Below are 22,372 nucleotides of genomic sequence, written 5' to 3' on the forward strand. Positions count from 1 at the left end.
AGGAGAACACGCCATGTCGCAATCCAACCGCCCGCTGGAGGGCATCACCGTCATCAGCCTGGAGCACGCCATCGCCGCGCCGTTCTGCACGCGCCAGCTGGCCGACCTCGGTGCCCGTGTCATCAAGATCGAGCGACCCGGTGTGGGTGACTTCGCGCGCGGCTATGACACGCGCGTCAACGGACTGTCCTCGCACTTCGTCTGGACCAACCGCTCCAAGGAAAGCCTGACCCTCAACCTCAAGGACGAAGAGGGCAAGCGCATCATCGACCAGCTCCTGGGTGAGGCCGATGTCCTGGTGCAGAACCTGGCGCCGGGCGCTGCTGCCGGTCTCGGCCTGTCGGCCAAGGTGCTGCATGCGAAGCACCCGGGCCTGATCGTCTGTGACATCTCCGGCTATGGCGAGGATGGTCCCTATCGCGACAAGAAGGCCTATGACCTGCTGATCCAGAGCGAGGCCGGTTTCCTTTCGGTGACCGGTACGCCGGATGAAGTGGTCAAGGCCGGCTGCTCGATTGCCGACATCGCCGCCGGCATGTACGCGTATTCCAATATCCTGGCCGCCCTCATCAAGCGCGGGCGCGACGGACGCGGCAGCCATATCGATCTCTCGATGTTGGAGGCATTGACGGAGTGGATGAGTTTTCCCCTGTATTACGCCTACCAGGGCGCCAGTGCGCCCGGCCGTTCGGGTGCCGAGCACGCCACCATCTATCCGTACGGACCGTTCGTGGCGGGCGATGGCAAGACCGTGATGCTGGGTTTGCAGAACGAACGGGAATGGAAGGTCTTTTGTGAAGTGGTGCTGCAGGATGCAACCCTGGCCAGCGATGAGCGTTTTTCCAGCAATGCCCGCCGTCATGAACATCGGGAAGCGCTGCGCCAGCTGATCCTGGGCATGTTCGCCGACATGAGTGCCGAGCAGGTGGTGGCGCGGCTGGACCAGGCGCAGATCGCCAATGCACGCGTAAACACCATGCAGGAACTGTGGCAGCACCCGCAACTGGCTGCGCGTGAACGCTGGGTTGACGTGGATACGCCAGTCGGCAAGGTCGCCGCACTGCTGCCACCGGGCGCCAACGACAGCTACGACTACCGCATGCAAGCCATCCCCGCCCTGGGAGAGCATACCGACACCATCCTCGCCACACTGGGCTATGACGCGGCTGCCATTACGGCACTGCGCGAACGGGGGGCCGTGTAATGGCACCGCACATCACCACGGCCAGCAGCTACCTGTTCGTCCCGGCCAATCGTCCCGAGCGCTACGAGCGGGCGCTGGAGAGCGGCGCCGATGCGGTCATCGTCGACCTGGAAGATGCGGTGGCCTTGCCCCAGAAGGAAGAGGCGCGCGCCACCCTGGCGCGCTGGCTGCGCGGCAATGGTCCGCAGCCGCGCCTGTGGGTGCGTATCAACGCTGCCGATACCGTCTGGCATGGTGATGACCTGTTGACGTTTTCTGCACTATCGATGGCGGGGATCGTCCTGCCGAAGGCGGAAGATCCCAAGACGCTGTCTGCCATCGCACGTCGCCTGGGGCCGGGTCGCGGCCTGATCGCGCTCATCGAGAGCGCCGCCGGGCTGGCCGCCATGCGCGAGATCGCCGCCGTGCCGGGCGTGCAGCGGCTGGCCTTTGGTTCCATCGATGCCCAGGTCGACCTGGGCATGCAATGCGGGCCGGAGGAAGAAGAGCTGATGCACTTCCGTATCGAGATGGTGATGGCTTCGCGCCTGGCCGGTATCGCCCCGCCCATCGATGGCGTGACTACCGACTTCAATGACGATGCCTTGCTCACGCGCATGGTGCAGCGGGCCCGGCGCATGGGCTTTGGCGCCAAGCTGTGCATTCATCCGCGGCAGGTCGAGGCAGTGCGGCGCGGCTTCATGCCGAGCGAGCAGGAGCTGGTATGGGCCGAGGAAGTGATGGCGGCCGTGCGCGCCAGCGACGGCGGGGCCATTTCGCTCAAGGGCAAGATGATCGACAAGCCGGTGATCCTGCAGGCAGAGAAATTCCTGCATCAGGCCGGGCGCCTGCCCCATTGAAGGGCAGGGTAACCGCACAACAACAATCACAGCAGCCGGACAGGCAGTACCCACAGGCCGCAGCGGGGCGCGGCAGGTTCCATCAACAGGAGGAGAGACATGTTCAACAAGAAAATCATCAGCACCCTGCTGGCCGCCGCATCGGCGCTGGCATTCGCCCAGGGCGCAGCGGCCCAGGCCAAGCCGTCCGAACTGAAGATCGGCATCACCACCTTCACCTCGGGACCCGCTTCGGTATTCGGCGTGCCGGCCAAGCAGGCGGCTGAACTGTACCTGGAAGAGCTCAACGCCAAGGGCGGCATCAATGGCGTGAAGGTGGTGCCGACTTTCATCGATGAGGGCGTGGGCGGCGACAAGATGCTCTCCGAATACCGCCGCGTGGTGCAGGAAGAAAAGGTCAAGGTGATGCTGGGCTCCATCTCCAGCGGCAACTGCAACATCCTGGCCCCGGTGGCGGAGGATTTGAAGGTGCTCAACATCCTGTGGGATTGCGGTACCGAAAAGGTGCTGGAGGATCGCCGCTACAAGTACGTGGTCCGTACGCAAGCCAACGCCACTACCGAGATGGTGGCCAGCGTCCTGTACCTGCTGCGGCAGAAACCCAATTTCAAGACCATCGCCGTCGTCAACCAGGACTATGCCTGGGGTCGTGATTCCTGGGAGTTGTTCTCGCAGACGCTGAAGGTGCTCAAGCCGGACGTGAAGGTGGTGGCCGAGCTGTTCCCCAAGTTCGGTGCCTCCGATTTCTCCACCGAGATCAGCCGCCTGCAGGCCTTGCGTCCCGACGTGATCCTCTCGACCTCCTGGGGCGGCGACCTCGATACCTTCGTGCGCCAGTCGGCCCAGCGCGGCCTGATCAAGTCTTCCCTGTTCGTGCTGCCGCTGGCGGAAAGCTCGCTGGAACGCCTGGGCACGACCCTGCCGGACGGCGTCATCATCGGGGCCCGCGGCGACCACTATTTCCTGCATCCGGTATTGAAGGATGATCCCAAGCTCAAGGGCTTCGTTGACAAGTTCAAGGCCAGGACCGGTGCTTACCCCATCTATTCGGTCTACCACATGATCCAGGCGCTCGACGGGCTGGTGGCGGGTTACGACAAGGCGATCAAGGCCAACAAGGGACAGTGGCCGAGTACCGAGCAACTGGCCGAAGCCATGCATGGCCTGAGTTTCCGTGGCCTGACCGACCAGGTCACCATCCGCGAGGACGGCCAGGGCCTGGAAGACCAGCTGCTGGGCACGACCAAAAAGGTGGCGGGCTATCCCTTCCCCATCCTCGACAAGATCGAAATCTATCCGGCCGAGATGGCCATTGCACCAGTCGGCCAGAAGTCGGTGGATTGGGTCAAGACGGTCAAGCCCGAGTTGCTGAAGGACTCGCGCATCAAGACCTTCCCTGCGGTGAACTGAAGCGGGACGGGCGACGATCATGAATCAGGAATTGTTCCTGCTGGCGGTGCTGGACGGCATCTCCTACGCTGCGCTGCTGTTCCTGGTGGCGCTGGGCATGACGCTGGTGTTTGGCGTCATGCGCATCCTCAACATGGCGCATGGCAGCCTGTATGCCTTCGGCGGCTACTTCGCCGCCACCCTGGGACTGTGGGCGGCTGCACGCGGCCTCTCGCCGGCCTGGTCCTTCCTGTGGCTGGTGGTGGCGGCGCTGGTGATCGGGGCTGTGCTGGGCAGCGTCATGGAAGTGCTGCTGCTGCGCCGGCTCTACGAGAAGGAGCAGATCCTGCAACTGCTGGTGACCTTCGCCGCCTTCATGATCTTTGAGGACCTGCAGCGCATGATCTGGGGCGCCCAGCCTTACTTCGTCTCGGACATCGTCAGCTACCTGGGGGTGGCCGAGATCCTCGGCATCACTTATACGCGCTACCAGTTGATGGTCTTGCCGGGCGTGGCGCTGGTGGTGTTCGTGGGGCTGCGCTGGTTCTTGCGCTCCAGCCGTACCGGGCGCCAGATCGTGGCGGTGGCGCATCACCGTGAGGTGGCCACGGCCATGGGTATCGATGCCAAGCGCATCTGCCTGCTGACCTTCGTGGCCGGCTCCATGCTGGGTGCGCTGGGCGGTGCGCTGGCCTCACCGACCACCTCGCTGGTACCGGGCGTAGGGGCTGAAATGATCGTGCTGTCCTTCGCCGTGGTAGCCACCGCCGGGCTGGGGCAGATCGAAGGCACGCTGGTGACCGCACTGCTGATCGGCCTGGCACGTTCGTTCTCGGTGTACCTGCAACCTGAACTGGAGGTGCTGGTGCCTTACCTGATCATGGTGCTGGTGCTGCTGTTTCGTCCGCAAGGACTGTTCTCCGTGGCCCAGGCGAGGAGGGTGTGATGACGCGAGCCAATCTTGCCGGTTTGATGCTGGCGCTGCTGGCCCTGGCCGCACCACTGGCCTTGCCGTGGCTGAAGACGCCGGTGGTGATCGCGGCCAGCTTCGGGGTGGCGGCACTGGGGGTATCGATTTTGATCCGGGCCGGCCAGCTGTCCTTCGGTCATGCCATGTATTCGTGTGCGGCCGGCTACGTGGCGGCCTTCCTGGCCCGCGCCGTACCGCAGCTTGACAGTGCCGTGCTGCTGCTGGCCGGCACGCTCTGTGGCGCTTTGATGGGCATGCTGATCGGGCTGTTCGTGGTGCGTTACCGTGCGATCTTTTTCGGCATGCTCAACCTGGCGTTGTCGATGGTGCTGTTTTCCATCCTTGGCAAGTTCTACAACTGGACCGGCGGTACTGACGGTATCCGCCTGGCACGCTCGACCTTCTTCGGCCTGCAGCTGGATCGCGATGGATTCGAAACGGGCCTGCTGATCGTCTCGGTGCTGCTGTCGGTCATCGTGGCCCTGCTGGTGCAGCGCTATCAGCAGTCCATTGCGGGGCAGGCCCTGGCGGCCGTCAAGACCAATGAGACCCGGCTCGAATACATCGGCCTCTCGGCCAACCGGGCACTGTGGATCGGCTATGTGCTGTCGGCGGCATTGTGCGGATTGTCCGGAGCGATGTTTGCGCTGATGCAGGGCCTGGTCACGCCTGAGATGGGCTATTGGGTGCGCTCGGGGGAGATCGTCTTCATCTCCATCCTCGGGGGCGTGGGGCATCCGGTCGGCGCCTTCCTGGGGGCGGTGGTGTTCGAGTTCGTCAAGCTGTATTCGGCTGCGCTCTTCACCGGGGCCTGGCAGATGGTGCTGGGGCTGGTGTTGATCGGGCTGGTGTTCTTCATTCCCGGCGGGCTGTCCGGCCTGTTGTTCCGCAAGGCCAGGCCGGTGCCTGTATCCGCGGACAAGGCTGATGCCAGCCCCGCCGTCATCAAGGAGCTGCGTCCATGAGCGCGTTATTGCAGACCCGTGGCCTGCAGCTGGCCTTCTGCGGCGTGGTGGTGGCCGACAGCATCGATTTCGAATTGCAGCAGGGCGAGCGCTTGGCCGTGATCGGGCAGAACGGTGCCGGCAAGACCACCTTCATCAACATCTGCACCGGCTTCATCCGGCCCACCGGCGGTAGCGTCCACTTCGATGGCCGCGACATCACCCGGATGGCGCCGCGTGCCATCGTCCAGCGTGGCATAGGGCGGTCCTTCCAGTTGCCGCAGCTGTTCCTGGAACACACGGTGCGCGATTGCATCCGCCTGGCGGCCGCCGGCCGCAGTGGCCTCTTGCGGCTGTGGACCCCGCTGGCGCGGGTACTGCCGGATGGCGAGATCGACCGCATCCTGGAACTGGTCGGCCTGCGCGAGCGTGCAGATGACCTTTGCGCATTGCTGCCCGAAGGCCAGCGCAAGCTGCTCGATATCGCCATGGCCCTGGTGCTGCAACCCAAGCTGCTGATCATGGATGAACCCACCAGCGGTGTCTCCACCGAAGAGAAGCACGGGCTCATGGCCATCATCATGCGCGTGCTGGACGAGCAGAAGATCACCTCCATCTTCGTGGAGCATGATGTGGATATCGTGACCCGCTATGCCACTCGCGTGGCCGCCTGGATCGCCGGACGCATCGCCGCCGATGGCCAGCCGGCCGAGGTGCTGGGCAATCCCGAGATCCGTCGCAACGTCATAGGGGAATGAGATGCTGAAGATCAATCGCATCAGCGCACGCATTGCCGGCATCACCGTGCTGCGCCGGATCGAGACCGACTTCGAGGCCGGCGCGCTGCTGGCCGTGGTCGGCCGCAACGGCGCTGGCAAGACCACCTTGCTGCGCGCCATCATGGGCTTGTTGCCCTTGCAGGAAGGCAGCATCCACTTCGCCGGACAAGACCTGGCCAGCGTTCCCGCCCATGGCCGGGCGGCGCTGGGCATCGGCTATGCACCGGAAGACCGGGTGATGTTCCCGACCCTGAGCGTGGAAGAAAACCTGCGCCTGCCCTGCGATGTGCTGGGGCTGTCCCGGCCCGAGATCGACCGCCGCCTGCAAAAGGCGGTGGAAGTGGTGCCGCAGCTCAAGGAGATGTTGCCGCGTTCGGGCGCGGCGCTCTCCGGCGGGCAGGGCAAAATCGCTGCGCTGGGGCGCGCGCTCATGGCCGGTACCCGCCTGGTGCTGCTGGATGAACCTTTCCAGGGGCTGGCGCCGGTACTGGCGACGCAATACGGTGAATCGCTGCGCCGCCTGCGCGAGATTGACAGCCAGGTCTGCGTGGTGGTGACCGAGTCCAATCGCAGCCTGTTGCGCGACCTGCCTGATGCCACCCTGATGCTCGAACGCGGCGAACTGGCTGCCAATGGCGAACAGGCCCTGGCGCATTGAAGAATTTTTTCTGCAACGCAGGCCGGATGCCGGTCACGGCCTGCCCACCCATTTGAGGAAGACGCCATGAGTTCCCCCAAGACCCTGTTGATCGATGGCCGCTGGCATGCGGCTCAAGATGGCCAGGCCATCGATGTGATCGATCCCAGTCATGCCAAGGTATTCACCCAGATCTCACGCGGCGGCAAGGCCGATATCGACCTGGCGGTCGCGGCTGCAAGAAGCGCGCTCTCCGGCCCCTGGGGCCGCCTGACGGCCACCGAGCGGGGACGCCTGCTGATGCGCCTGGGTGAGCTGATCCTTGCGCATGCCGAGGAGATCGCCCAACTGGAAGCGCGTGATACCGGCAAGCCCATCACCGTGGCACGCAATGATGTCAAGGTGGTGGCGCGCTACTTCGAGTTCTACGGCAGTGCCGCCGACAAGATCCACGGCGAGACCATTCCCTACCTTGACGGCTACAACGTCAGCCTGGTGCGCGTACCGCATGGCGTGACGGCACACATCATTCCCTGGAACTATCCGGCGCAGATGTTCGGACGCTCGCTGGCGCCGGCATTGGCGATGGGCAATGCCACCGTGCTCAAGCCCTCGGAAGATGCCTGCCTGTCCGGCATCAAGCTGGCTGAACTGGCGATGGAGGCGGGCTTTCCGCCCGGTGCGCTGAACCTGGTCACGGGCTATGGCCATGAGGCCGGTGCTGCGTTGACCGCGCATCCCGGCATCGACTTCGCCACCTTCACCGGCTCGCCGGAAGTGGGCGTGATGGTGCAGGAAGCCACGGCCAGGAATCACATTCCCTGCGTGCTCGAACTGGGCGGAAAATCGCCGCAGATCGTCTTCGATGACGTCGACCTGGACAAGGCCGTGCCGGTCATCGTCAAGGCCATCACCCAGAATGCCGGCCAGACCTGCTCGGCAGGCAGCCGCCTGCTGGTCCAGGAAAACATTTACGACCGCTTCGTGGCGCGCGTGGCCGAGCGCTTTGCGCAGGTGCGGGTCGGCACGCCCGAGATGGACCTGGATTGCGGCCCCATCGTCAATCGCAAGCAGCGCGACCGGGTACAGGGCTTCATCGATGAAGCCATCGCATCCGGCGTGCCGGTACTGGCCCAGGGAGTGCTGGGGGAGGGCATTCCCGGGGAAGGCTATTTCGTGCGGCCCACCTTGTTCGGACGCGTACCGCGCGATCACAAGCTGGCCTGCCGCGAAGTGTTCGGGCCGGTGCTCTCGGCCATGTCATTCACGGACGAAGACGACGCGATTGCCTTGGCCAATGCTACCGAATACGGACTGGCCGCGGGCATCTGGACCGAGAACGGCGGCCGCCAGGCGCGGCTGGCACAGCGCGTGTTGTCCGGGCAGGTCTTCATCAATTGCTATGGGGCGGGCGGGGGCGTGGAACTGCCCTTCGGCGGCGTCAAGAAGAGCGGCCATGGCCGCGAGAAGGGCTTGCTGGCGCTGGAAGAGATGAGCACCACCAAGACCATCGTCCATCATTTCAAGTAAGGAGAATCGCATGTCGCAACTTGCAGGCAAGGTCGCCATCGTCACCGGAGCGGCCGGCGGATTCGGCGCGGAAATCGCCCGCGCTTACGTGCGCGAGGGTGCCAGCGTCCTGATCGCCGATATCAACGGCGAAGGCGCACAGGCGCTGGCCGCGCAGCTCGGCCCCAAGGCCGCCGCAGCGACCTGTGACGTCACCAGCGCGGCGGCCGTCCAGGCCGCCGTGCGCCTGTGCGTCGAGCGATTCGGCATTCCCGACATCGTGGTCAACAATGCCGGTGCCACCCATCGCAACCAGCCCATGCTGCAGGTGGATGAGCAGACCTTCGATCGCGTCTTCGCCATCAACGTCAAATCGATCTTCCACATGACCCATGCCGTCGTACCGCTCTTGCGTGAGCGCAACCAGGGCGAGCCGGGTCGCGGCGGAGTGATCCTCAATGTGGGTTCGGTGGCCGGCATCCGGCCTCGCCCGGGGCTGACCTGGTACAACAGCTCCAAGGGCGCAGTCAACATGCTCTCCAAGTCGATGGCGGTGGAACTGGCCCCGGACCGCATTCGCGTCAACGCCATTTGCCCGGTCATGGGCGCCACCGGGCTGCTGGAGCAATTCATGGGCATGCCGGATACCCCGGAAAATCGCGCCCGCTTCATCTCCACCATTCCGCTGGGCCGCATGTGCGAAGCGACCGATGTGGCCAACGTGGCGGTGTTCCTGGCCACCGATGCTTCGCACTTCCTGACCGGGATGGAAGTGCCGGTCGACGGCGGTCGTGTAATCTAGGCGTTTTCCAACAGGAGGGAGACGACACCATGAAAATCCAAGCCGCTGTACTGCGTGAAGTGACCGAGGCCCATCCGTTCGCGGTGAGCCAGCCACTGAAGATCGAGGAACTCGATCTCGATGCGCCCGGCCCCGGCGAAGTGCTGGTCAAGATGAAGGCTGCAGGCCTGTGCCACTCGGACCTCTCGGTCATCACCGGCGTGCGCCCGCGACCGGTGCCCATGGCGCTGGGCCACGAAGCCTCAGCCGAAGTGGTCGAGGTCGGCAGCGGCGTGACCGACCTGCGCGCAGGGGACCTGGTAGTACTGGTCTTCGTGCCCAGTTGCGGCCACTGCCTGCCTTGCATGGAAGGACGGCCGGCACTGTGCGAACCGGGCGCGGCGACCAATACCGTGGGTCAATTGCTGAGCGGTCAGCGGCGCCTGCGTGACCGGGCGCAGCACGTTCACCATCACATGGGGGTGTCGGCTTTTGCCGATCATGCCGTGGTGTCGCGCCGCTCCTGCGTGAAGATCGACGCCGACATCGATCCCGTGCAGGCGGCCCTCTTCGGCTGCGCCGTGCTCACCGGAGTGGGCGCGGCGGTCAATACGGCCGAGGTCAAGGCCGGCACCACCGCCGCCGTGCTGGGACTGGGCGGCGTGGGGCTGTGCACCATGCTGGGTGCGCTGGCTTCCGGTGCCCGCGAGGTGATCGCGGTGGACCTCCATGACAGCAAGCTGGAAGTGGCGCGCGCACTGGGCGCCACGGCCACCGTCAATGCCCGTGATCCGGATGCGGTGGAGAAGGTCAAGGCGCTCACCAAGGGTGGCGTGGATTACGCCTTCGAGATGGCCGGGTCGGTGCAGGCCATGGAGGCTGCCTATCGCATGACCCGGCGCGGCGGCATGACGGTCACCGCCGGCCTGCCGGCGCCGAACCAGAACTGGGCCCTGCAGCAGGTCAGCCTGGTGGCCGAGGAACGCACCGTCAAGGGCAGCTATATCGGCTCCTGCGTGCCGGTGCGCGACATTCCGCGCTACATCGGCCTGTACCAGGCCGGCAAGCTGCCGGTGGACAAGCTCATGGGCGAGCGCCTGGCGCTGGCCGATATCAATCGCGGCTTCGACCGCCTGCACAGCGGGGAGGGCCTGCGCGACCTCATTGTGTTCTAACGCCGCAAGCCGAGGTCATCGGCTTGCGGCTTCACCCCCGGAGGAGACATCCATGACCATCATCACAATGCGGGCGGCACTGACCGCCTGCGCCTTCGCCACACTGGGCCTGTCGGCCACGCCAGCGCTGTCCCAGCAGAGCATCGTCATCAAGTTCAGCCACGTGGTGGCCAATGACACGCCCAAGGGCAAGGGCGCCGAGCGCTTCAAGGAACTGGCCGAGAAGGCGACCAATGGCCGCGTCAAGGTCGAGGTCTATCCCAACAGCACGCTCTACAAGGACAAGGAAGAGCTGGAAGCCCTGCAACTGGGTTCGGTACAGATGCTCGCGCCCTCGCTGGCCAAGTTCGGGCCGCTGGGGGCCAAGGAGTTCGAGGTCTTCGACCTGCCCTACATCTTCCCCAACAAGGCGGTGTTGAAACGGGTGACCGAAGGACCGGTCGGGCAGGGCCTGTTCCAGAAGCTGGAGAGCCGTGGCATCAAGGGCCTGGCCTACTGGGATAACGGCATGAAGGTGATGACGGCCAACCGCCCGCTGCACAAGGTCTCCGACTTCCGTGCATTGAAGATGCGCATCCAGTCCTCCAAGGTGCTCGATGAGCAGTTCCGCGCGCTCAAGGCCAATCCGCAGGTGCTGGCGTTTTCCGAGGTGTACCAGGCCATGCAGACCGGCGTGGTCGACGGCAGCGAGAACACGCCCTCCAACGTCTATACCCAGAAGATGCATGAGGTGCAGTCCAACCTGACCGTCTCGGACCATGGCTACATCGGCTATGCGGTGATCGTGAACAAGAAGTTCTGGGAGGCGCTGCCAGCGGACGTGCGCACGCAGCTGGAAGCGGCCATGAAGGAAGCAACGGTCTATGCCAATACCATCGCCCAGAAGGAAAACGACGATGCCCTGGCCGCCATCAAGGCCAGTGGCAAGACCAAGGTCTATACCCTGAGCGAGGACGAGAAAGCCGAATGGCGGCGCGCGCTGCTGCCCGTGCACAAGAGCATGGCCTCGCGCGTAGGGCAGGACCTGATCGATGCGATCTATAAGGAAAGCGAGGCGGCAGGGGTGAAGATGAACTGAGTACGCCGCCCGGAAAAGCCGAAAGCACGGCCTGCAGCGATGCAGGCCGTTTCTTCATGGGGCCGTGGCGCGACGGAAAAACTTACTTTTTCTTGCGCTCGCGGACGTATTGCTCGGCGGCCGTAACGGCATTCTGCAGGGCCTCCATCTTGGAATTGCCTGGCTTGAAATCGCCGAACTCATGCGTGCTGCGATCCGGGAAGTCGATATGGACGAACGCCGTCCATTTGCCATCGGTACGCAATACGGGAGTCAGTTTGATGGTCGCGTCTTGATACTTGCACGCGATAGCGCCTAAGGTGGTGGACATCTTGCTTCGAAGCGGGGGCGGCGGTCACTGCTGGGGGGGGAGGGCCGCCACCTGCAGGTTGGGTGGCAAATCGAGGTGCCATCATGCCACAGCCTGCCGTTTCCTGCCGTGCGTTGCTGCAGTCCTTTACCACTATTTACGAGTGCCTGGCTTGACGGCGGGCGCAGCCTTGTGGCTGTCGTCCGCGCGTCAGTGCACCTGTGCTGATGAGCTCGCTCCGAATACGCGAGTCACTGCGCACCCAGCATGAGGTCCAGGTTCTGCACGGCGGCGCCGGAGGCACCCTTGCCCAGGTTGTCGAAGACGGCGCACAGCAGGATGTGGCCGTGTTCCGGATTGCCGAAGACGCCCAGCGTCATGTCATTGCTGTCATTGTGGCGGGTCGGGTCGAGTTGGGCCGTGGTCGCGCTTTGCTGCGCATCCAGCACCGTGACGTAACGCGCCCCGGCGTAATGCGCTTGCAGCGCGGCGCGGAGGGTCTCCAGCGTGGCGTGTTGCGGCAGCAGGCGCGTCTGCAAGGCGATGGACAGCACGATGCCCTGGCGGAAGGCACCATAGCTGGGCACGAAGACCGGGCGCTGCGACAGGCCGGCGTGCAACTGCATCTCGGGCGGGTGCTTGTGCGCCAGGCCCAGCCCGTAGAGCACGAAAGGTGCGGCTTGCGCGGCCTCGGGACCCTCGTACTGCTCGACCTGGGCGCGTCCGCCGCCGGAATAACCGGAGACCGCATGAATGGCCAGCGGGTAATCAGCCGGCACCAACCCGGCCTGGACCAGCGGACGAAGCAGGGCAATGGCACCCGTCGGGTAGCAGCCTGGATTGGTCACGCGTTGTGCTTGGGCGATCGCCTGCGGCTGTTCTGCCGACAGTTCGGGGAAGCCATAGACCCAGCCAGGGCTGGTGCGATGGGCCGAGCTGGCGTCGATCACGCGGACCTTGGGATTCTCGATGAGGGTGATGGCTTCGCGCGCGGCGGCGTCCGGCAGGCACAGCAGGGCGATGTCGGCGCTGTTGATGGCTTCGGCGCGGCGGCGTGCATCCTTGCGCTCGGCGGCCGGCAGGGTCAGCACGCGCAGGTCGTCGCGACCGCGCAGGCGTTCGTGGATCTGCAGGCCGGTGGTGCCTTGGTCGCCATCGATGAAGATCAGGGGAAGTGTGCTCACGGGTTGCTCCAGTGCAGGAAAGGGCGCCGAGGAAAAACGGCCGGCGCTTGCCGAAGACCTGCATGGTGAAGGCAAACGTATAATTGGAAAAGTTGAATATCACAAAGAGATCGTTCAGTTTTCCTGAATATCGATTTTTTTCCGAAGGAGCCCTGCCATGCGTGAACTGAGCCTGGACCGCCTGCGTACCCTGGTCGCCATCGCCGACCTCGGTTCCTTTGCCGCTGCTGCGCGCGAGCTGCACCTGGCGCCACCTACCGTCAGCCTGCACATCAGTGAGCTGGAAGAGCGCATCGGCGCACCGCTGCTGCTGCGCCAGCGCAGCCAGGTGCGGCCTTCGGGCATCGGCGCCACCCTGGTTGCACGCGCCCGACAGCTGCTGGCAGCGGCCGACCAGGCGTTGGAGGAAGTGGGGCGGCAGGTGCAGGGACTGGCCGGGCGGGTGCGGCTGGGCGCTTCCACCGGCGCCATTGCCACGCTGCTGCCGCAGGTACTGGAGCGATTGGGTCAGCGCCATCCTGATATCGACGTGCAGATCCACATCCTGACCTCGCAGGAAACCCTGTCGCAACTGAGCGAGGGGCGGCTCGACATCGGCCTGGTGGCCCTGCCGCAATCGCCCGTGGGTGGCTTGAGCGTGAAACCCTGGCGGCGTGATCCGGTGATGGCCTTCCTGCCAGCAGCGTGGCACGCGCCCCGCCAGGTCACGCCGGGTTGGCTGGCCGCGCAGCCGCTGATCCTCAATGCCCCCGAGACGCGGCTCTCGCGCCTGACCAGTGAGTGGTTCGCGGGCGCCGGAGAGCAAGCTGTTGCACGCATCCAGCTCAATTTCAATGACGCCATCAAGAGCCTGGTGGCGGCCGGTTACGGTGCCACCCTGTTGCCGCATGAGGCCAGCGCCCGGGGCGGACCGGTGCCGCTGGACCCGCGCATCGTCATGCGGCCGTTGCGGCCCGCCCTGTGGCGGCCGCTGGGCATCGCCCACCGTGCCAGCCACCTGGAGCCGGCCACGCGCCATGTGCTGGAGGCGCTATGGGAACTCAAGCAGCTGAAGACACCGCGTGTTCGTTCGTGAGCGTGGCGCGCGTGAGGGCGGAGAGTGATTGGCGCTGCTGTCCTTGGGCATCGAAATTTCCATCGTCCAGCCACTGTTCGAATGCCTGCCGCAGCGCTGGCCATTCACTGTCGATGATGGAAAACCACGCGGTATCGCGGCTGCGTCCCCGGTAGACGACGGCCTGGCGGAAGATGCCCTCGAAGCGAAAGCCCAGGCGCTGCGCCGCTGCGCGCGACGGTGCATTGAGGCTGTCGCATTTCCATTCGTAGCGGCGATAGCCGAGGTCCTCGAAAACATGGCGCATCAAGAGGTAATGCGCCTCGGTGGCCATGCGGCTGCGCTTGAGAAGTGGTGACAGGGCGATGTGTCCAACCTCGATCACGCCGTGGGCCGGCTCGATACGCATGAGCGCCATGGTGCCGACCGCTTGGCCGCTGGCCAGGTCGATCACTGCATGGTGCAGCGGGTCCTGGGTGGCCTGCATCTGCTCGGCCTGGTGGCGATAGCTGGCGGCGTCCGGGAAGGGGCCGCTCATCATGTAGGTCCAGTCGCGGCCATCCGGCGCGGTAGCAAAGGCGGCGTGGAGCTGCGCGGCATGGCGGGCGGCGTCGAGCCGCTCCAGCCGGCAGCTGCGGCCTTGCAGGGTCTGGCCTGCAGGACGCGCACGAGGCTGCCAGTCGGGCAGGGCGGGGCCCACGGGTTGCTGATATGCATTGAGGCGGGTTGGCGGCAGAACGGTCATGGTCACTTTCAGGCGAGTTCGGAGCTGGCACGATAGCGTTTTCGTGGCATCATCAAAAGTGCCACACGACGATGATTTGATGGAGCCACGAAAGCCATTGACGATGCCGCTTGCCCTGCTGTCCTCCCCGCTTGATGCCCGGCCCGGTGCGGCCTCGCGCCAGCAGCAATTGCTGGGGCGCTTCAAGCGCGCCATCCTGGGCGGCCAATTGCCGCCCGGCAGCCGCCTGCCGTCCACCCGCAGCCTGTGCGAGCAGTTGCAGGTGGCACGCAATACGGTGCTGGCGGTCTACGAGCAACTGGTGGCCGAAGGCTACGCCCAGGCCGACCGCCAGGGCACGCGGGTGGCTACGCTGCAGGCCGCGCCCGCCATCGTCCACGCCACTGCCTCCGTGCCGCGCAACGGCAGCCAGCGCCAGTCGCGCCGCGTCAGTACCATGAAGCCCACGCGGGATGCCGGTGATCGCAGCTTGCCACTCACGCCCGGCATGCCGGCGCTCAATCGATTTCCCTTGAATGCCTGGCTGCGCTGCCAGGAGCGTGCCCTCAAGCGAGCGGGGCCGATGGCGCTGGCCTACGGCGATCCGCTGGGGGAGCCGGCCTTGCGTGAAGCCATCGCGCAATACCTGCGGGTGGCGCGCGGGGTGCGCTGCGAGGCCGCCCAGGTGGTGGTGACTGAGGGTTCCCAAGGTGCGCTGTCGCTGTGCGTGCGGCTCTTCGCCAACCCGGGCGAGCGCGCCTGGCTGGAAGATCCTGGCTACGGCGGGGTGCGTGCCGCCTTCCATGCAGGCGATATGAAGATCCGTTCCATGCCGGTCGACCACGAGGGCGTCGTCATTGACCCGCGCGCCTGGCGCTGGCCGCCACGGCTGATCCATGTGACGCCTTCGCACCAGTACCCGACCGGCGCGGTGCTCTCCTTGGCGCGCCGCCTGGCGCTCATTGCACGCGCGCGTGAACACGGCTGCTGGATCATCGAGGACGATTACGACAGTGAATTCCGTCATCACGGCCATCCGATCCCGGCCATGCAGGGACTGGTGCCGGATGCGCCGGTGCTGTATGTGGGGACCTTCAGCAAGACGCTGTTCCCGGGCTTGCGCATCGGTTTCCTGGTCTTGCCGGCGTCAGCCGGGGAGGGGGCCGGTCCGGCGCTGGCCGAATTGCTGCGCGGCGGACATCGCCTGGAGCAATTGGCGCTGGCCGAGTTCATGGCCGGGGGACAGTTTGCGCGCCACCTGGGTCGCATGCGGCGGCTCTATCGCGAGCGCCAGCAGGCCTTGCGCACGGCCTTGCAGGCGCACCTGCCGGAGCTGGCAGTGCAAGGCGGCGACAGCGGCCTGCACCTGACGCTGCAGCTGCCGCCGGCTTGTCCGGACGGCGCCGTCAGTACGGCGGCACGGGCGGCAGGCATGAACGTGGGGGCAGTATCTTCGTTTTCAGAGGGGCAGGCGCAGGGGGGCCACAACGGGCTGGTGATCGGATACGGCAACACCGCGGCCGAACAGTTCGGTCCGTTGATCCGGCGCCTGGCCGTGATCGTGCGGCGCAGCTTGCGGGCTCAGAGCGTGGCCGGGTGATGCAGGCGCTGCTGTACGCACTGCGTGACCACATCCATGTAGTCGGCCGTGCGCACGGGCTTGGCGGCGTACCAGATGCGGCTGTCCTGCTCCTGGGCGAAATCGGCCGACATGGGCGCCGCCGTGAAGAGCACCAGCGGAATCTGCGCCAGCTGCTGGTAGACGCACAGGGTGCGCAGCAATTCGTAGCCTTCGGTACCGAAGCAGCTGCGCGGGTCCAGCAGGATCAGCGCGGGCAAGTCCTTGCTGTGGCACAGCGCCTGCGTCAGCAGGGAGGCATTGGCCAGCTCGGCATCATCGGACCAGTCGAACTGGCAGGGCAGCTGGCTGCGCCAGAGGGCAAAACGGGCGGATTCGATGGCATCCAGATCGCCGTCGATGACGAGGATGCGGGGCAGGTGATGGGTCTGGGACATGGCGGCCTCCTTGCTGGGATGGAAGCATCTTAGGAGAGCTGCGCCGGGAGGACTATCAGGGGCTTCCTGATGGGGTGGTGCCTGCGCACGGGCGGCGCAGGCAGGCGGGACAGTTCCGCCGGTTCAGGCGCCGTCGCTGGCAGGGCTCTCGAACTGCCTGGCGTACTCGGCGCGGCGCGCCTGGTCCGATTCGATGAGCAGGCGATAGCGGGTTTCCGACACCCGCTGCTGCAGCACCGCAGCATAGCGCTCGCGCTGCAGCCATTCAATGATGATGGAGGCGGTGGCCACGATGACCGTATAGACCAGGATCAGGAAGATGTCCTTGTCGTCCAGGCCATCCATCGTGTAATAGGGCTTGCGGAAGAAGAACATGGCCGTGGGAATGCTGATGGCCAGCAGCCCCAGTGAATACAGGTAGCCGAAAAGATAGCTCATCACGATGCAATTGACGGCAAAAAACAGCATCGACAGCGATTCTTCGACAAACGGCGCCAGCGCATAGCGCAGCCCGAACGCCGCCACGAAGCCGAAGGTACTCACGTAGATCGGCCGGAACCCTTGCGGGCGCCAGCTCTTGGCATTCTTGAGTCGGATCAGGCTCATGATGGTTCTGGAATGGGGGCGCGTCGTATCCATCTTGGTTCACATTGCACTGCGGCGCAATGGGCTCATGTTAAGAATGCTGTCTTTCAAAAGGCTTACCGCCGTTGTCTCGTTGCGTCAGTTCAGCCGCGTCGGTCCTTGAGCGGCGAAGAATGTCCGAGATATTTGCGGCTCATCTCATTGCCGTGGATCTCGATGCTGCGCTTGATGAACATCACGGTTTCGTTGGTGACGATTTCGCGTTCATTGTCCACCGTGATGATGTGATAACAATCCCCCAGCCAGACCACCTTGCGCACTTCCGCATTGATCTGCTGCTGGATCAATTCTGCATTGCGCGGGGAGGCCGTCTCATCGTCGATGGAGTGGATGATCAGGGTATCGGTACGCACCAGCGGCAGCGATTGGCGCACGAAGGCAATCATGCGCAGGGCCGCGCGCAGGTGGCGCGCCGGGATGGAGGCGGCGCCGACGGCGGCCACGCCATCCTTTTCCAGGGCGGCGGCCACGCGGCGCCGCATTTCATAATTCTTGATGCCGTAGGGTTCGCTTTCCTTGTAGGACCAGTTGCGTATGCCCATGTCGTAGACCACGGTGAGCAGCTTCCAGTACCACGGCACCGACCAGCCGTCGTATTGCAGCACCGGCGAGAGCAGCACCACCGACAGCAATTCCTTGCTGCGGGCCGCCACCGCCAGCGCCAGCGTGGCGCCCATGGACAGGCCGCACAGCGAGACGGTGCGGAATTCTTCCTTCAGGCGCGCCACGCGGCTCTCAACCACGGCGCACCAGGCTTCCCAATCGGGGGAGACGCGCGGATTGGTCAGCGAAGCCGAGTAATTGTCGATGTTCAGGGGGATGACGGTACAGCCGGCTTTCTTCAGCTGCTTGGGGATGGAGCCCATTTCCAGGTGCGAACCGCACAGCCCGTGCAGCAGGATGACGGCATGGTCCTTGGGAGGGCCGCCGTGTCGTTCTTCGGTGTGCCTTTGGTCGGCGGATCCGGCCGCTGTGCTTGCAGTGCCGGCGCTATGTGTGGATGACTGTGAGTCCATAAATCTTCAAACGCTTTTGCGCCCTCTGGCGCGCCCTGGCGAATCGTTCGCCCCCCGTTCAGTACGAGTAAGCGGGCCGACGCTTGAGCGTTCTGTTTCCCGGCTACCAACTCCGCTGCGTCCTGGCGGATGACTTTTGGCAAAAGTCTAACTGCCTCGGCAAAATGTTGCCAGCGTTTATCAATTGCACTCCCAGGATCGCCGGAAGAGGGTGGCGTGGCGTGCCATCCGGCAGGAATATGACAACCTGACGACAGGATAACGTTGTAAAGACGCAATCGGTGCACAAATCTTCACATCCAGCACCAAATACTTATAGCCGGCACCCTCCGGGAGGGGAGGCACCAACGAAAAAGCCCTTCGAAGCGGCTCGAAGGGCTTGCCCTGATCCCGGCGAAGGACCGGGACGGTTTGCTGCTCTGCCAGGATCAGCCGCGACCTTCCAGGCGGCCGTTGACCACACGTACCTGGTCACCCGCGCGCCAGTTTTCGCTGGTTTGCGGGAAGCTGCGGGTCTTGCCGTTTTCCATACGCACATCGACGACGTAGCTGGTGGTGGAGCGCACGTTCTTTTCCACTTCATTGCCGGCATAACCGCCGCCGACGGCACCGGCGATGGTGGCCAGGGTGCGGCCGGTACCGCCGCCGATCTGGTTGCCCAGCAGGCCGCCGACCACGGCGCCACCGGCAATGCCCACGCCGCTGGTGGGGACGCTGTGGCGCACGGTGCGCACACCGATCACTTCACCGCAGCTGCTGCAGATGGCCGGGGCGCGCTGGGCCACCGGTGCTGCTGCCTGGGCCGGGTAGGCGCCAGGCTGGGGCTGGTAGGAAGTCGATTGCGGGGCTTGCTGCTGCGCCAGCGGCTGCTGGTTCTGGGCGGGTTGGCCAGCCTGTTCCATCGCCGCGACCTGCTGCGGGGAATTGGCGCTCTTGGAGCTGGGCAACAGGCCTGTCATGGCGGCCACGCCGATCAGGCTGACCAGGATCACGGCCACCGAGGCACCGGCGACCAGCGGATGAATCCGGCCAGACGAGGCGGGTGCGGAAGGCTGGCTCACGGCGTTGTTGCTGGCGTTCAGGTTTTGCGGGGTATTGGTATTGGTTTCCATGATGACCTCTCTAGTTGTTCTGTTGTCGTTGATGAGTGGATGACTGGATTATGGAGTGGTCATGGGCCAAAAAAAATCCCGATTCTGTGTCAGTTGTAAGGACTTGTAATCCTGCAACAGTGGGGCTGGACAAGGCTTTGCGGCAAGGCAACGCTGCCCTGGAGCAAGCGAAAGGTGGTTCAGGCGGGGAGGGCGATGCAGGCGGGACAGGCTTGCGCATCCCGGACGGGAGGCGCAGGTAGAGGCGGGGCACGCAAACGCGGGAGCGGCGCAGGGCCGTCTCCCGCGTTTGCGTGTGCGTCGATCAGTCTTCGCGGCGCAGGTGCGGGAACAGGATCACGTCACGGATGTTGGGCGAGTCGGTGATGAGCATCATGAGGCGGTCGATACCGATGCCGCAGCCACCGGCCGGCGGCATGCCGTATTCCAGGGCACGGATGTAGTCGGCGTCGTAGTACATGGCTTCTTCGTCGCCGGCGTCCTTGGCGGCCACTTGCGCCTGGAAGCGAGCGGCCTGGTCTTCGGCATCATTCAACTCGGAGAAGCCGTTGGCGATCTCGCGGCCGGTGATGAACAGCTCGAAGCGCTCGGTGATGCCGGCCACCGTGTCGGAAGCGCGCGCCAGCGGCGAGACTTCGACCGGGTAGTCGATGATGTAGGTGGGGTTCCACAGCTGCGATTCGGCCGTTTCTTCGAACAGCGCCAGTTGCAGCGCGCCGATGCCGGCACCTGCCAGCGGCGCCTGGTCGGTCTTGACGCCGAACTTCTTCAGTTCGGTACGCAGGAAGTCGATGTCGGCCAGTTGCGCTTCAGTGTAGTTCGGGGCGTACTTCAGGATCGCACCGGTGATGGTCAGGCGGTCGAAGGGCTTGGACAGGTCCAGCTCACGGCCCTGGTAGGTCAGCACCGCAGTGCCGTGGGCATCGATGGCGGCCTGGCGGATCACCTGCTCGGTGAAGCCCATCAGCCACTGGTAATCCACGTAGGCGGCGTAGAACTCCATCATCGTGAATTCGGGGTTGTGGCGCGGCGAGACACCTTCGTTGCGGAAGTTGCGGTTGACCTCGAAGACGCGCTCGAAACCGCCCACCACCAGGCGCTTCAGGTACAGCTCGGGAGCGATGCGCATGAACATCTGCATGTCCAGGGCATTATGGTGGGTGATGAAGGGCTTGGCCGCCGCGCCGCCCGGGATCGGGTGCAGCATCGGGGTTTCCACTTCCATGAAGCCGTTGGTTTCCATGAAGCGGCGGATCGACGACATCGCGGCGGTACGCGCCTTGAAGGTGCGGCGGGTCTCTTCGCTCATGATCAGGTCGACGTAGCGCTGGCGGTACTTCATTTCCTGGTCGGCCAGGCCGTGGAACTTGTCCGGCAGCGGGCGCAGCGACTTGGTGATGAGCTTCAACTTGGTGACCTTGATGGACAGTTCGCCGGTCTTGGTCTTGAAGAGCGTCCCTTCGGCACCGAGGATGTCGCCCAGGTCATAGTGCTTGAAGGCGGCCATGGCTTCTTCGCCGGTGACGTCGCGGGTCACGTACAGCTGGATGCGGCCATCGGCGCGCGCGCCCGAGGCGTCCTGCAGGGTGGCGAAGGCCGCCTTGCCCATGACACGCTTCAACATCATGCGGCCAGCCACGGTCACACTGACGGGCTCGGCTTCCAGGGCTTCGTTCTCGAAGCCGTCGTATTTCGCATGCAGGTCGGCGGCATTGTTGGCCGGGCGGAAATCGTTGGGGAAGGCGACGCCCTGCTCGCGGATGGCGGCCAGCTTGGCGCGGCGCTCGGCGATGATGCTGTTCTCGTCGGCTGCCGGCTGGGCGGCGGGGGTGTTTTGCGTGGTCATGGTTGGAATTCTTGAAGGTTGAACGGTCGGATCAGCAAGAGCAGGCCGCGCAGCAAGGCCGCGCGGCCACCGGGATCAGACGCCCTGTTTCAGCGAGGCCGCGATGAAGTCGTCGATGTCGCCATCGAGGACGGCCTTGGTATTGCCGGTTTCGAAGTTGGTGCGCAGGTCCTTGATGCGGGACTGGTCCAGCACGTAGGAGCGGATCTGGTGGCCCCAGCCGACGTCGGTCTTGGAGTCTTCCAGCTTCTGCTGCTCGCTCATGCGCTTGCGCAGTTCCAGTTCGAACAGCTTGGCGCGCAGCATGTCCCAGGCTTCGGCACGGTTGCGGTGCTGGCTGCGGTCATTCTGGCACTGCACGACGATGCCCGTCGGGGCGTGCGTCAGGCGCACGGCGGAGTCGGTCTTGTTGATGTGCTGGCCACCGGCACCGGAGGCGCGGTAGGTATCGACACGCACATCGGCCGGGTTGATCTCGATCTCGAAGGATTCATCCACTTCGGGGTAGACGAAGAGGCTGGAGAACGAGGTATGACGGCCATTGGACGAGTCGAACGGCGACTTGCGCACCAGGCGGTGCACGCCCGTTTCGGTACGCAGGAAGCCATAGGCGTATTCGCCCTCGACCTTGATGGTGGCGGTCTTGATGCCGGCCACTTCACCGTCGGACTGTTCCAGGATCTCGGCCTTGAAGCCCTTGCGCTCGCAGTAGCGCAGGTATTGGCGCAGCAGCATGGAAGCCCAGTCCTGGGCTTCGGTACCGCCGGCACCGGCCTGGATGTCGATGAAGCAGTTGTTGGCGTCCATGGGGCCGCTGAACATGCGGCGGAATTCCATGTCTTCCACCAGCTTCTTCAAGGTCTCGGCATCGGCTTCGATGGCCACGATGGTGTCTTCATCCTTTTCCTCGCGGGCCATCTCGAAGAGATCGCGCGCATCCGACAACTCGCTGTCGATCTTGATGAGGGTATGGACGATCGCTTCCAGCGATTTCTTTTCCTTGCCGAGGTCCTGGGCCCGCTTCTGGTCGTTCCAGACGTTGGGGTCTTCCAGTTCGGCGTTGACTTGTTCGAGTTTCTCCGACTTCACATCGAAGTCAAAGATACCTCCGAAGCTCGGTGGCACGGGTGGCCAGGTCGTCGAGCAAGGATTGGAGGGAATTGAGGCGTTCTGCTTCCATG

22 protein-coding genes are annotated in these 22,372 nt (G+C 64.5%); 13 read left to right on the forward strand and 9 right to left on the reverse strand.

Annotation, left to right across the window (positions count from 1 at the left end):
• Nucleotides 1-13 precede the first annotated feature (13 nt).
• From CEJ45_RS01425 to CEJ45_RS01475, 11 genes are all read left to right on the forward strand, one after another.
• The gene (locus CEJ45_RS01425; RefSeq protein WP_088753462.1) at nt 14-1,204 is read left to right on the forward strand and encodes a CaiB/BaiF CoA transferase family protein; all 1,191 of its coding nucleotides are present in this window, start codon (nt 14-16) and stop codon (nt 1,202-1,204) included.
• Complete coding sequence (locus CEJ45_RS01430; RefSeq protein ID WP_088753463.1) at nt 1,204-2,043, forward strand: HpcH/HpaI aldolase/citrate lyase family protein; 840 nt, start codon at nt 1,204-1,206, stop codon at nt 2,041-2,043. Before CEJ45_RS01425 ends, CEJ45_RS01430 begins: the two co-directional genes overlap by 1 nt.
• 99 nt (nt 2,044-2,142) lie before the next feature.
• On the forward strand, nt 2,143-3,453 hold the full coding sequence (locus tag CEJ45_RS01435; RefSeq protein WP_088753464.1) for an ABC transporter substrate-binding protein: 1,311 nt from the start codon (nt 2,143-2,145) through the stop codon (nt 3,451-3,453).
• A 19-nt stretch (nt 3,454-3,472) separates the two neighbouring features.
• Nucleotides 3,473-4,378, forward strand: coding sequence for a branched-chain amino acid ABC transporter permease (locus tag CEJ45_RS01440; RefSeq protein ID WP_088753465.1), 906 nt, complete (start codon nt 3,473-3,475; stop codon nt 4,376-4,378).
• A complete protein-coding gene (locus CEJ45_RS01445) occupies nt 4,378-5,367 on the forward strand; it encodes a branched-chain amino acid ABC transporter permease (protein WP_088753466.1) in 990 nt (329 codons plus the stop codon). Before CEJ45_RS01440 ends, CEJ45_RS01445 begins: the two co-directional genes overlap by 1 nt.
• Entirely contained in the window at nt 5,364-6,104 is a 741-nt protein-coding gene (locus CEJ45_RS01450; protein ID WP_088753467.1) for an ABC transporter ATP-binding protein, read from the forward strand. Before CEJ45_RS01445 ends, CEJ45_RS01450 begins: the two co-directional genes overlap by 4 nt.
• Before the next feature lies 1 nt (nt 6,105).
• On the forward strand, nt 6,106-6,783 hold the full coding sequence (locus CEJ45_RS01455; protein ID WP_088753468.1) for an ABC transporter ATP-binding protein: 678 nt from the start codon (nt 6,106-6,108) through the stop codon (nt 6,781-6,783).
• A 66-nt stretch (nt 6,784-6,849) separates the two neighbouring features.
• Nucleotides 6,850-8,292, forward strand: coding sequence for an aldehyde dehydrogenase family protein (locus tag CEJ45_RS01460; protein ID WP_088753469.1), 1,443 nt, complete (start codon nt 6,850-6,852; stop codon nt 8,290-8,292).
• A gap of 10 nt (nt 8,293-8,302) precedes the next feature.
• The gene (locus tag CEJ45_RS01465) at nt 8,303-9,073 is read left to right on the forward strand and encodes an SDR family oxidoreductase (RefSeq protein ID WP_088753470.1); all 771 of its coding nucleotides are present in this window, start codon (nt 8,303-8,305) and stop codon (nt 9,071-9,073) included.
• A 29-nt stretch (nt 9,074-9,102) separates the two neighbouring features.
• Nucleotides 9,103-10,227 (forward strand): zinc-dependent alcohol dehydrogenase family protein, encoded by a 1,125-nt coding sequence (locus CEJ45_RS01470; protein ID WP_088753471.1) that lies wholly within the window; start codon nt 9,103-9,105, stop codon nt 10,225-10,227.
• A gap of 52 nt (nt 10,228-10,279) precedes the next feature.
• Nucleotides 10,280-11,305: a TRAP transporter substrate-binding protein gene (locus tag CEJ45_RS01475; protein ID WP_088753472.1), complete on the forward strand. Its 1,026-nt coding sequence runs from the start codon at nt 10,280-10,282 to the stop codon at nt 11,303-11,305.
• Nucleotides 11,306-11,387: 82 nt separating this feature from the next.
• Here the strand turns inward: CEJ45_RS01475 and CEJ45_RS01480 are convergent, their stop codons facing one another.
• Together CEJ45_RS01480 and argC are read right to left on the reverse strand one after the other, a co-directional pair.
• The gene (locus CEJ45_RS01480; protein WP_088753473.1) at nt 11,388-11,615 is read right to left on the reverse strand and encodes a hypothetical protein; all 228 of its coding nucleotides are present in this window, start codon (nt 11,613-11,615) and stop codon (nt 11,388-11,390) included.
• A 230-nt stretch (nt 11,616-11,845) separates the two neighbouring features.
• Nucleotides 11,846-12,778, reverse strand: coding sequence for an N-acetyl-gamma-glutamyl-phosphate reductase (gene argC, locus CEJ45_RS01485; protein WP_088753474.1), 933 nt, complete (start codon nt 12,776-12,778; stop codon nt 11,846-11,848).
• 157 nt (nt 12,779-12,935) lie between these two features.
• Here argC and CEJ45_RS01490 point away from each other — a divergent pair, with 157 nt between their 5' ends.
• Entirely contained in the window at nt 12,936-13,853 is a 918-nt protein-coding gene (locus tag CEJ45_RS01490) for a LysR family transcriptional regulator (protein WP_088753475.1), read from the forward strand.
• Here CEJ45_RS01490 and CEJ45_RS01495 read toward each other — a convergent pair.
• Nucleotides 13,819-14,577, reverse strand: a complete 759-nt coding sequence (locus CEJ45_RS01495; protein WP_088753476.1) for a GNAT family N-acetyltransferase — start codon at nt 14,575-14,577, stop codon at nt 13,819-13,821. The two genes, CEJ45_RS01490 and CEJ45_RS01495, sit on opposite strands and share 35 nt — an antisense overlap.
• Before the next feature lie 103 nt (nt 14,578-14,680).
• On the opposite strand from CEJ45_RS01495, the gene pdxR reads away from it, so the two are divergent.
• Complete coding sequence (gene pdxR / locus CEJ45_RS01500) at nt 14,681-16,156, forward strand: MocR-like pyridoxine biosynthesis transcription factor PdxR (protein ID WP_088753477.1); 1,476 nt, start codon at nt 14,681-14,683, stop codon at nt 16,154-16,156.
• On the opposite strand, the gene CEJ45_RS01505 is transcribed toward pdxR, so the two are convergent.
• From CEJ45_RS01505 to prfB, 6 genes are all read right to left on the reverse strand, one after another.
• The gene (locus CEJ45_RS01505) at nt 16,138-16,572 is read right to left on the reverse strand and encodes a response regulator (protein ID WP_088753478.1); all 435 of its coding nucleotides are present in this window, start codon (nt 16,570-16,572) and stop codon (nt 16,138-16,140) included. The genes pdxR and CEJ45_RS01505 overlap by 19 nt on opposite strands.
• 123 nt (nt 16,573-16,695) lie before the next feature.
• Nucleotides 16,696-17,178, reverse strand: coding sequence for a DUF4118 domain-containing protein (locus CEJ45_RS01510; RefSeq protein WP_229297070.1), 483 nt, complete (start codon nt 17,176-17,178; stop codon nt 16,696-16,698).
• Between the two features lie 122 nt (nt 17,179-17,300).
• Nucleotides 17,301-18,233: an alpha/beta hydrolase gene (locus CEJ45_RS01515; RefSeq protein WP_088753480.1), complete on the reverse strand. Its 933-nt coding sequence runs from the start codon at nt 18,231-18,233 to the stop codon at nt 17,301-17,303.
• 428 nt (nt 18,234-18,661) lie between these two features.
• A complete protein-coding gene (locus tag CEJ45_RS01520; protein ID WP_088753481.1) occupies nt 18,662-19,345 on the reverse strand; it encodes a glycine zipper 2TM domain-containing protein in 684 nt (227 codons plus the stop codon).
• A 304-nt stretch (nt 19,346-19,649) separates the two neighbouring features.
• The gene (gene lysS, locus CEJ45_RS01525; protein WP_088753482.1) at nt 19,650-21,191 is read right to left on the reverse strand and encodes a lysine--tRNA ligase; all 1,542 of its coding nucleotides are present in this window, start codon (nt 21,189-21,191) and stop codon (nt 19,650-19,652) included.
• Nucleotides 21,192-21,266: 75 nt separating this feature from the next.
• A protein-coding gene (gene prfB / locus CEJ45_RS01530; protein WP_134222691.1) for a peptide chain release factor 2 occupies nt 21,267-22,371 on the reverse strand; the annotation gives its coding sequence in 2 pieces (ribosomal slippage) (nt 21,267-22,289 and nt 22,291-22,371; 1,104 coding nt in all).
• Nucleotide 22,372: the final 1 nt, after the last annotated feature.

The organism is Herbaspirillum aquaticum, from assembly GCF_002213425.1.
Taxonomy (GTDB): domain Bacteria; phylum Pseudomonadota; class Gammaproteobacteria; order Burkholderiales; family Burkholderiaceae_D; genus Herbaspirillum; species Herbaspirillum aquaticum.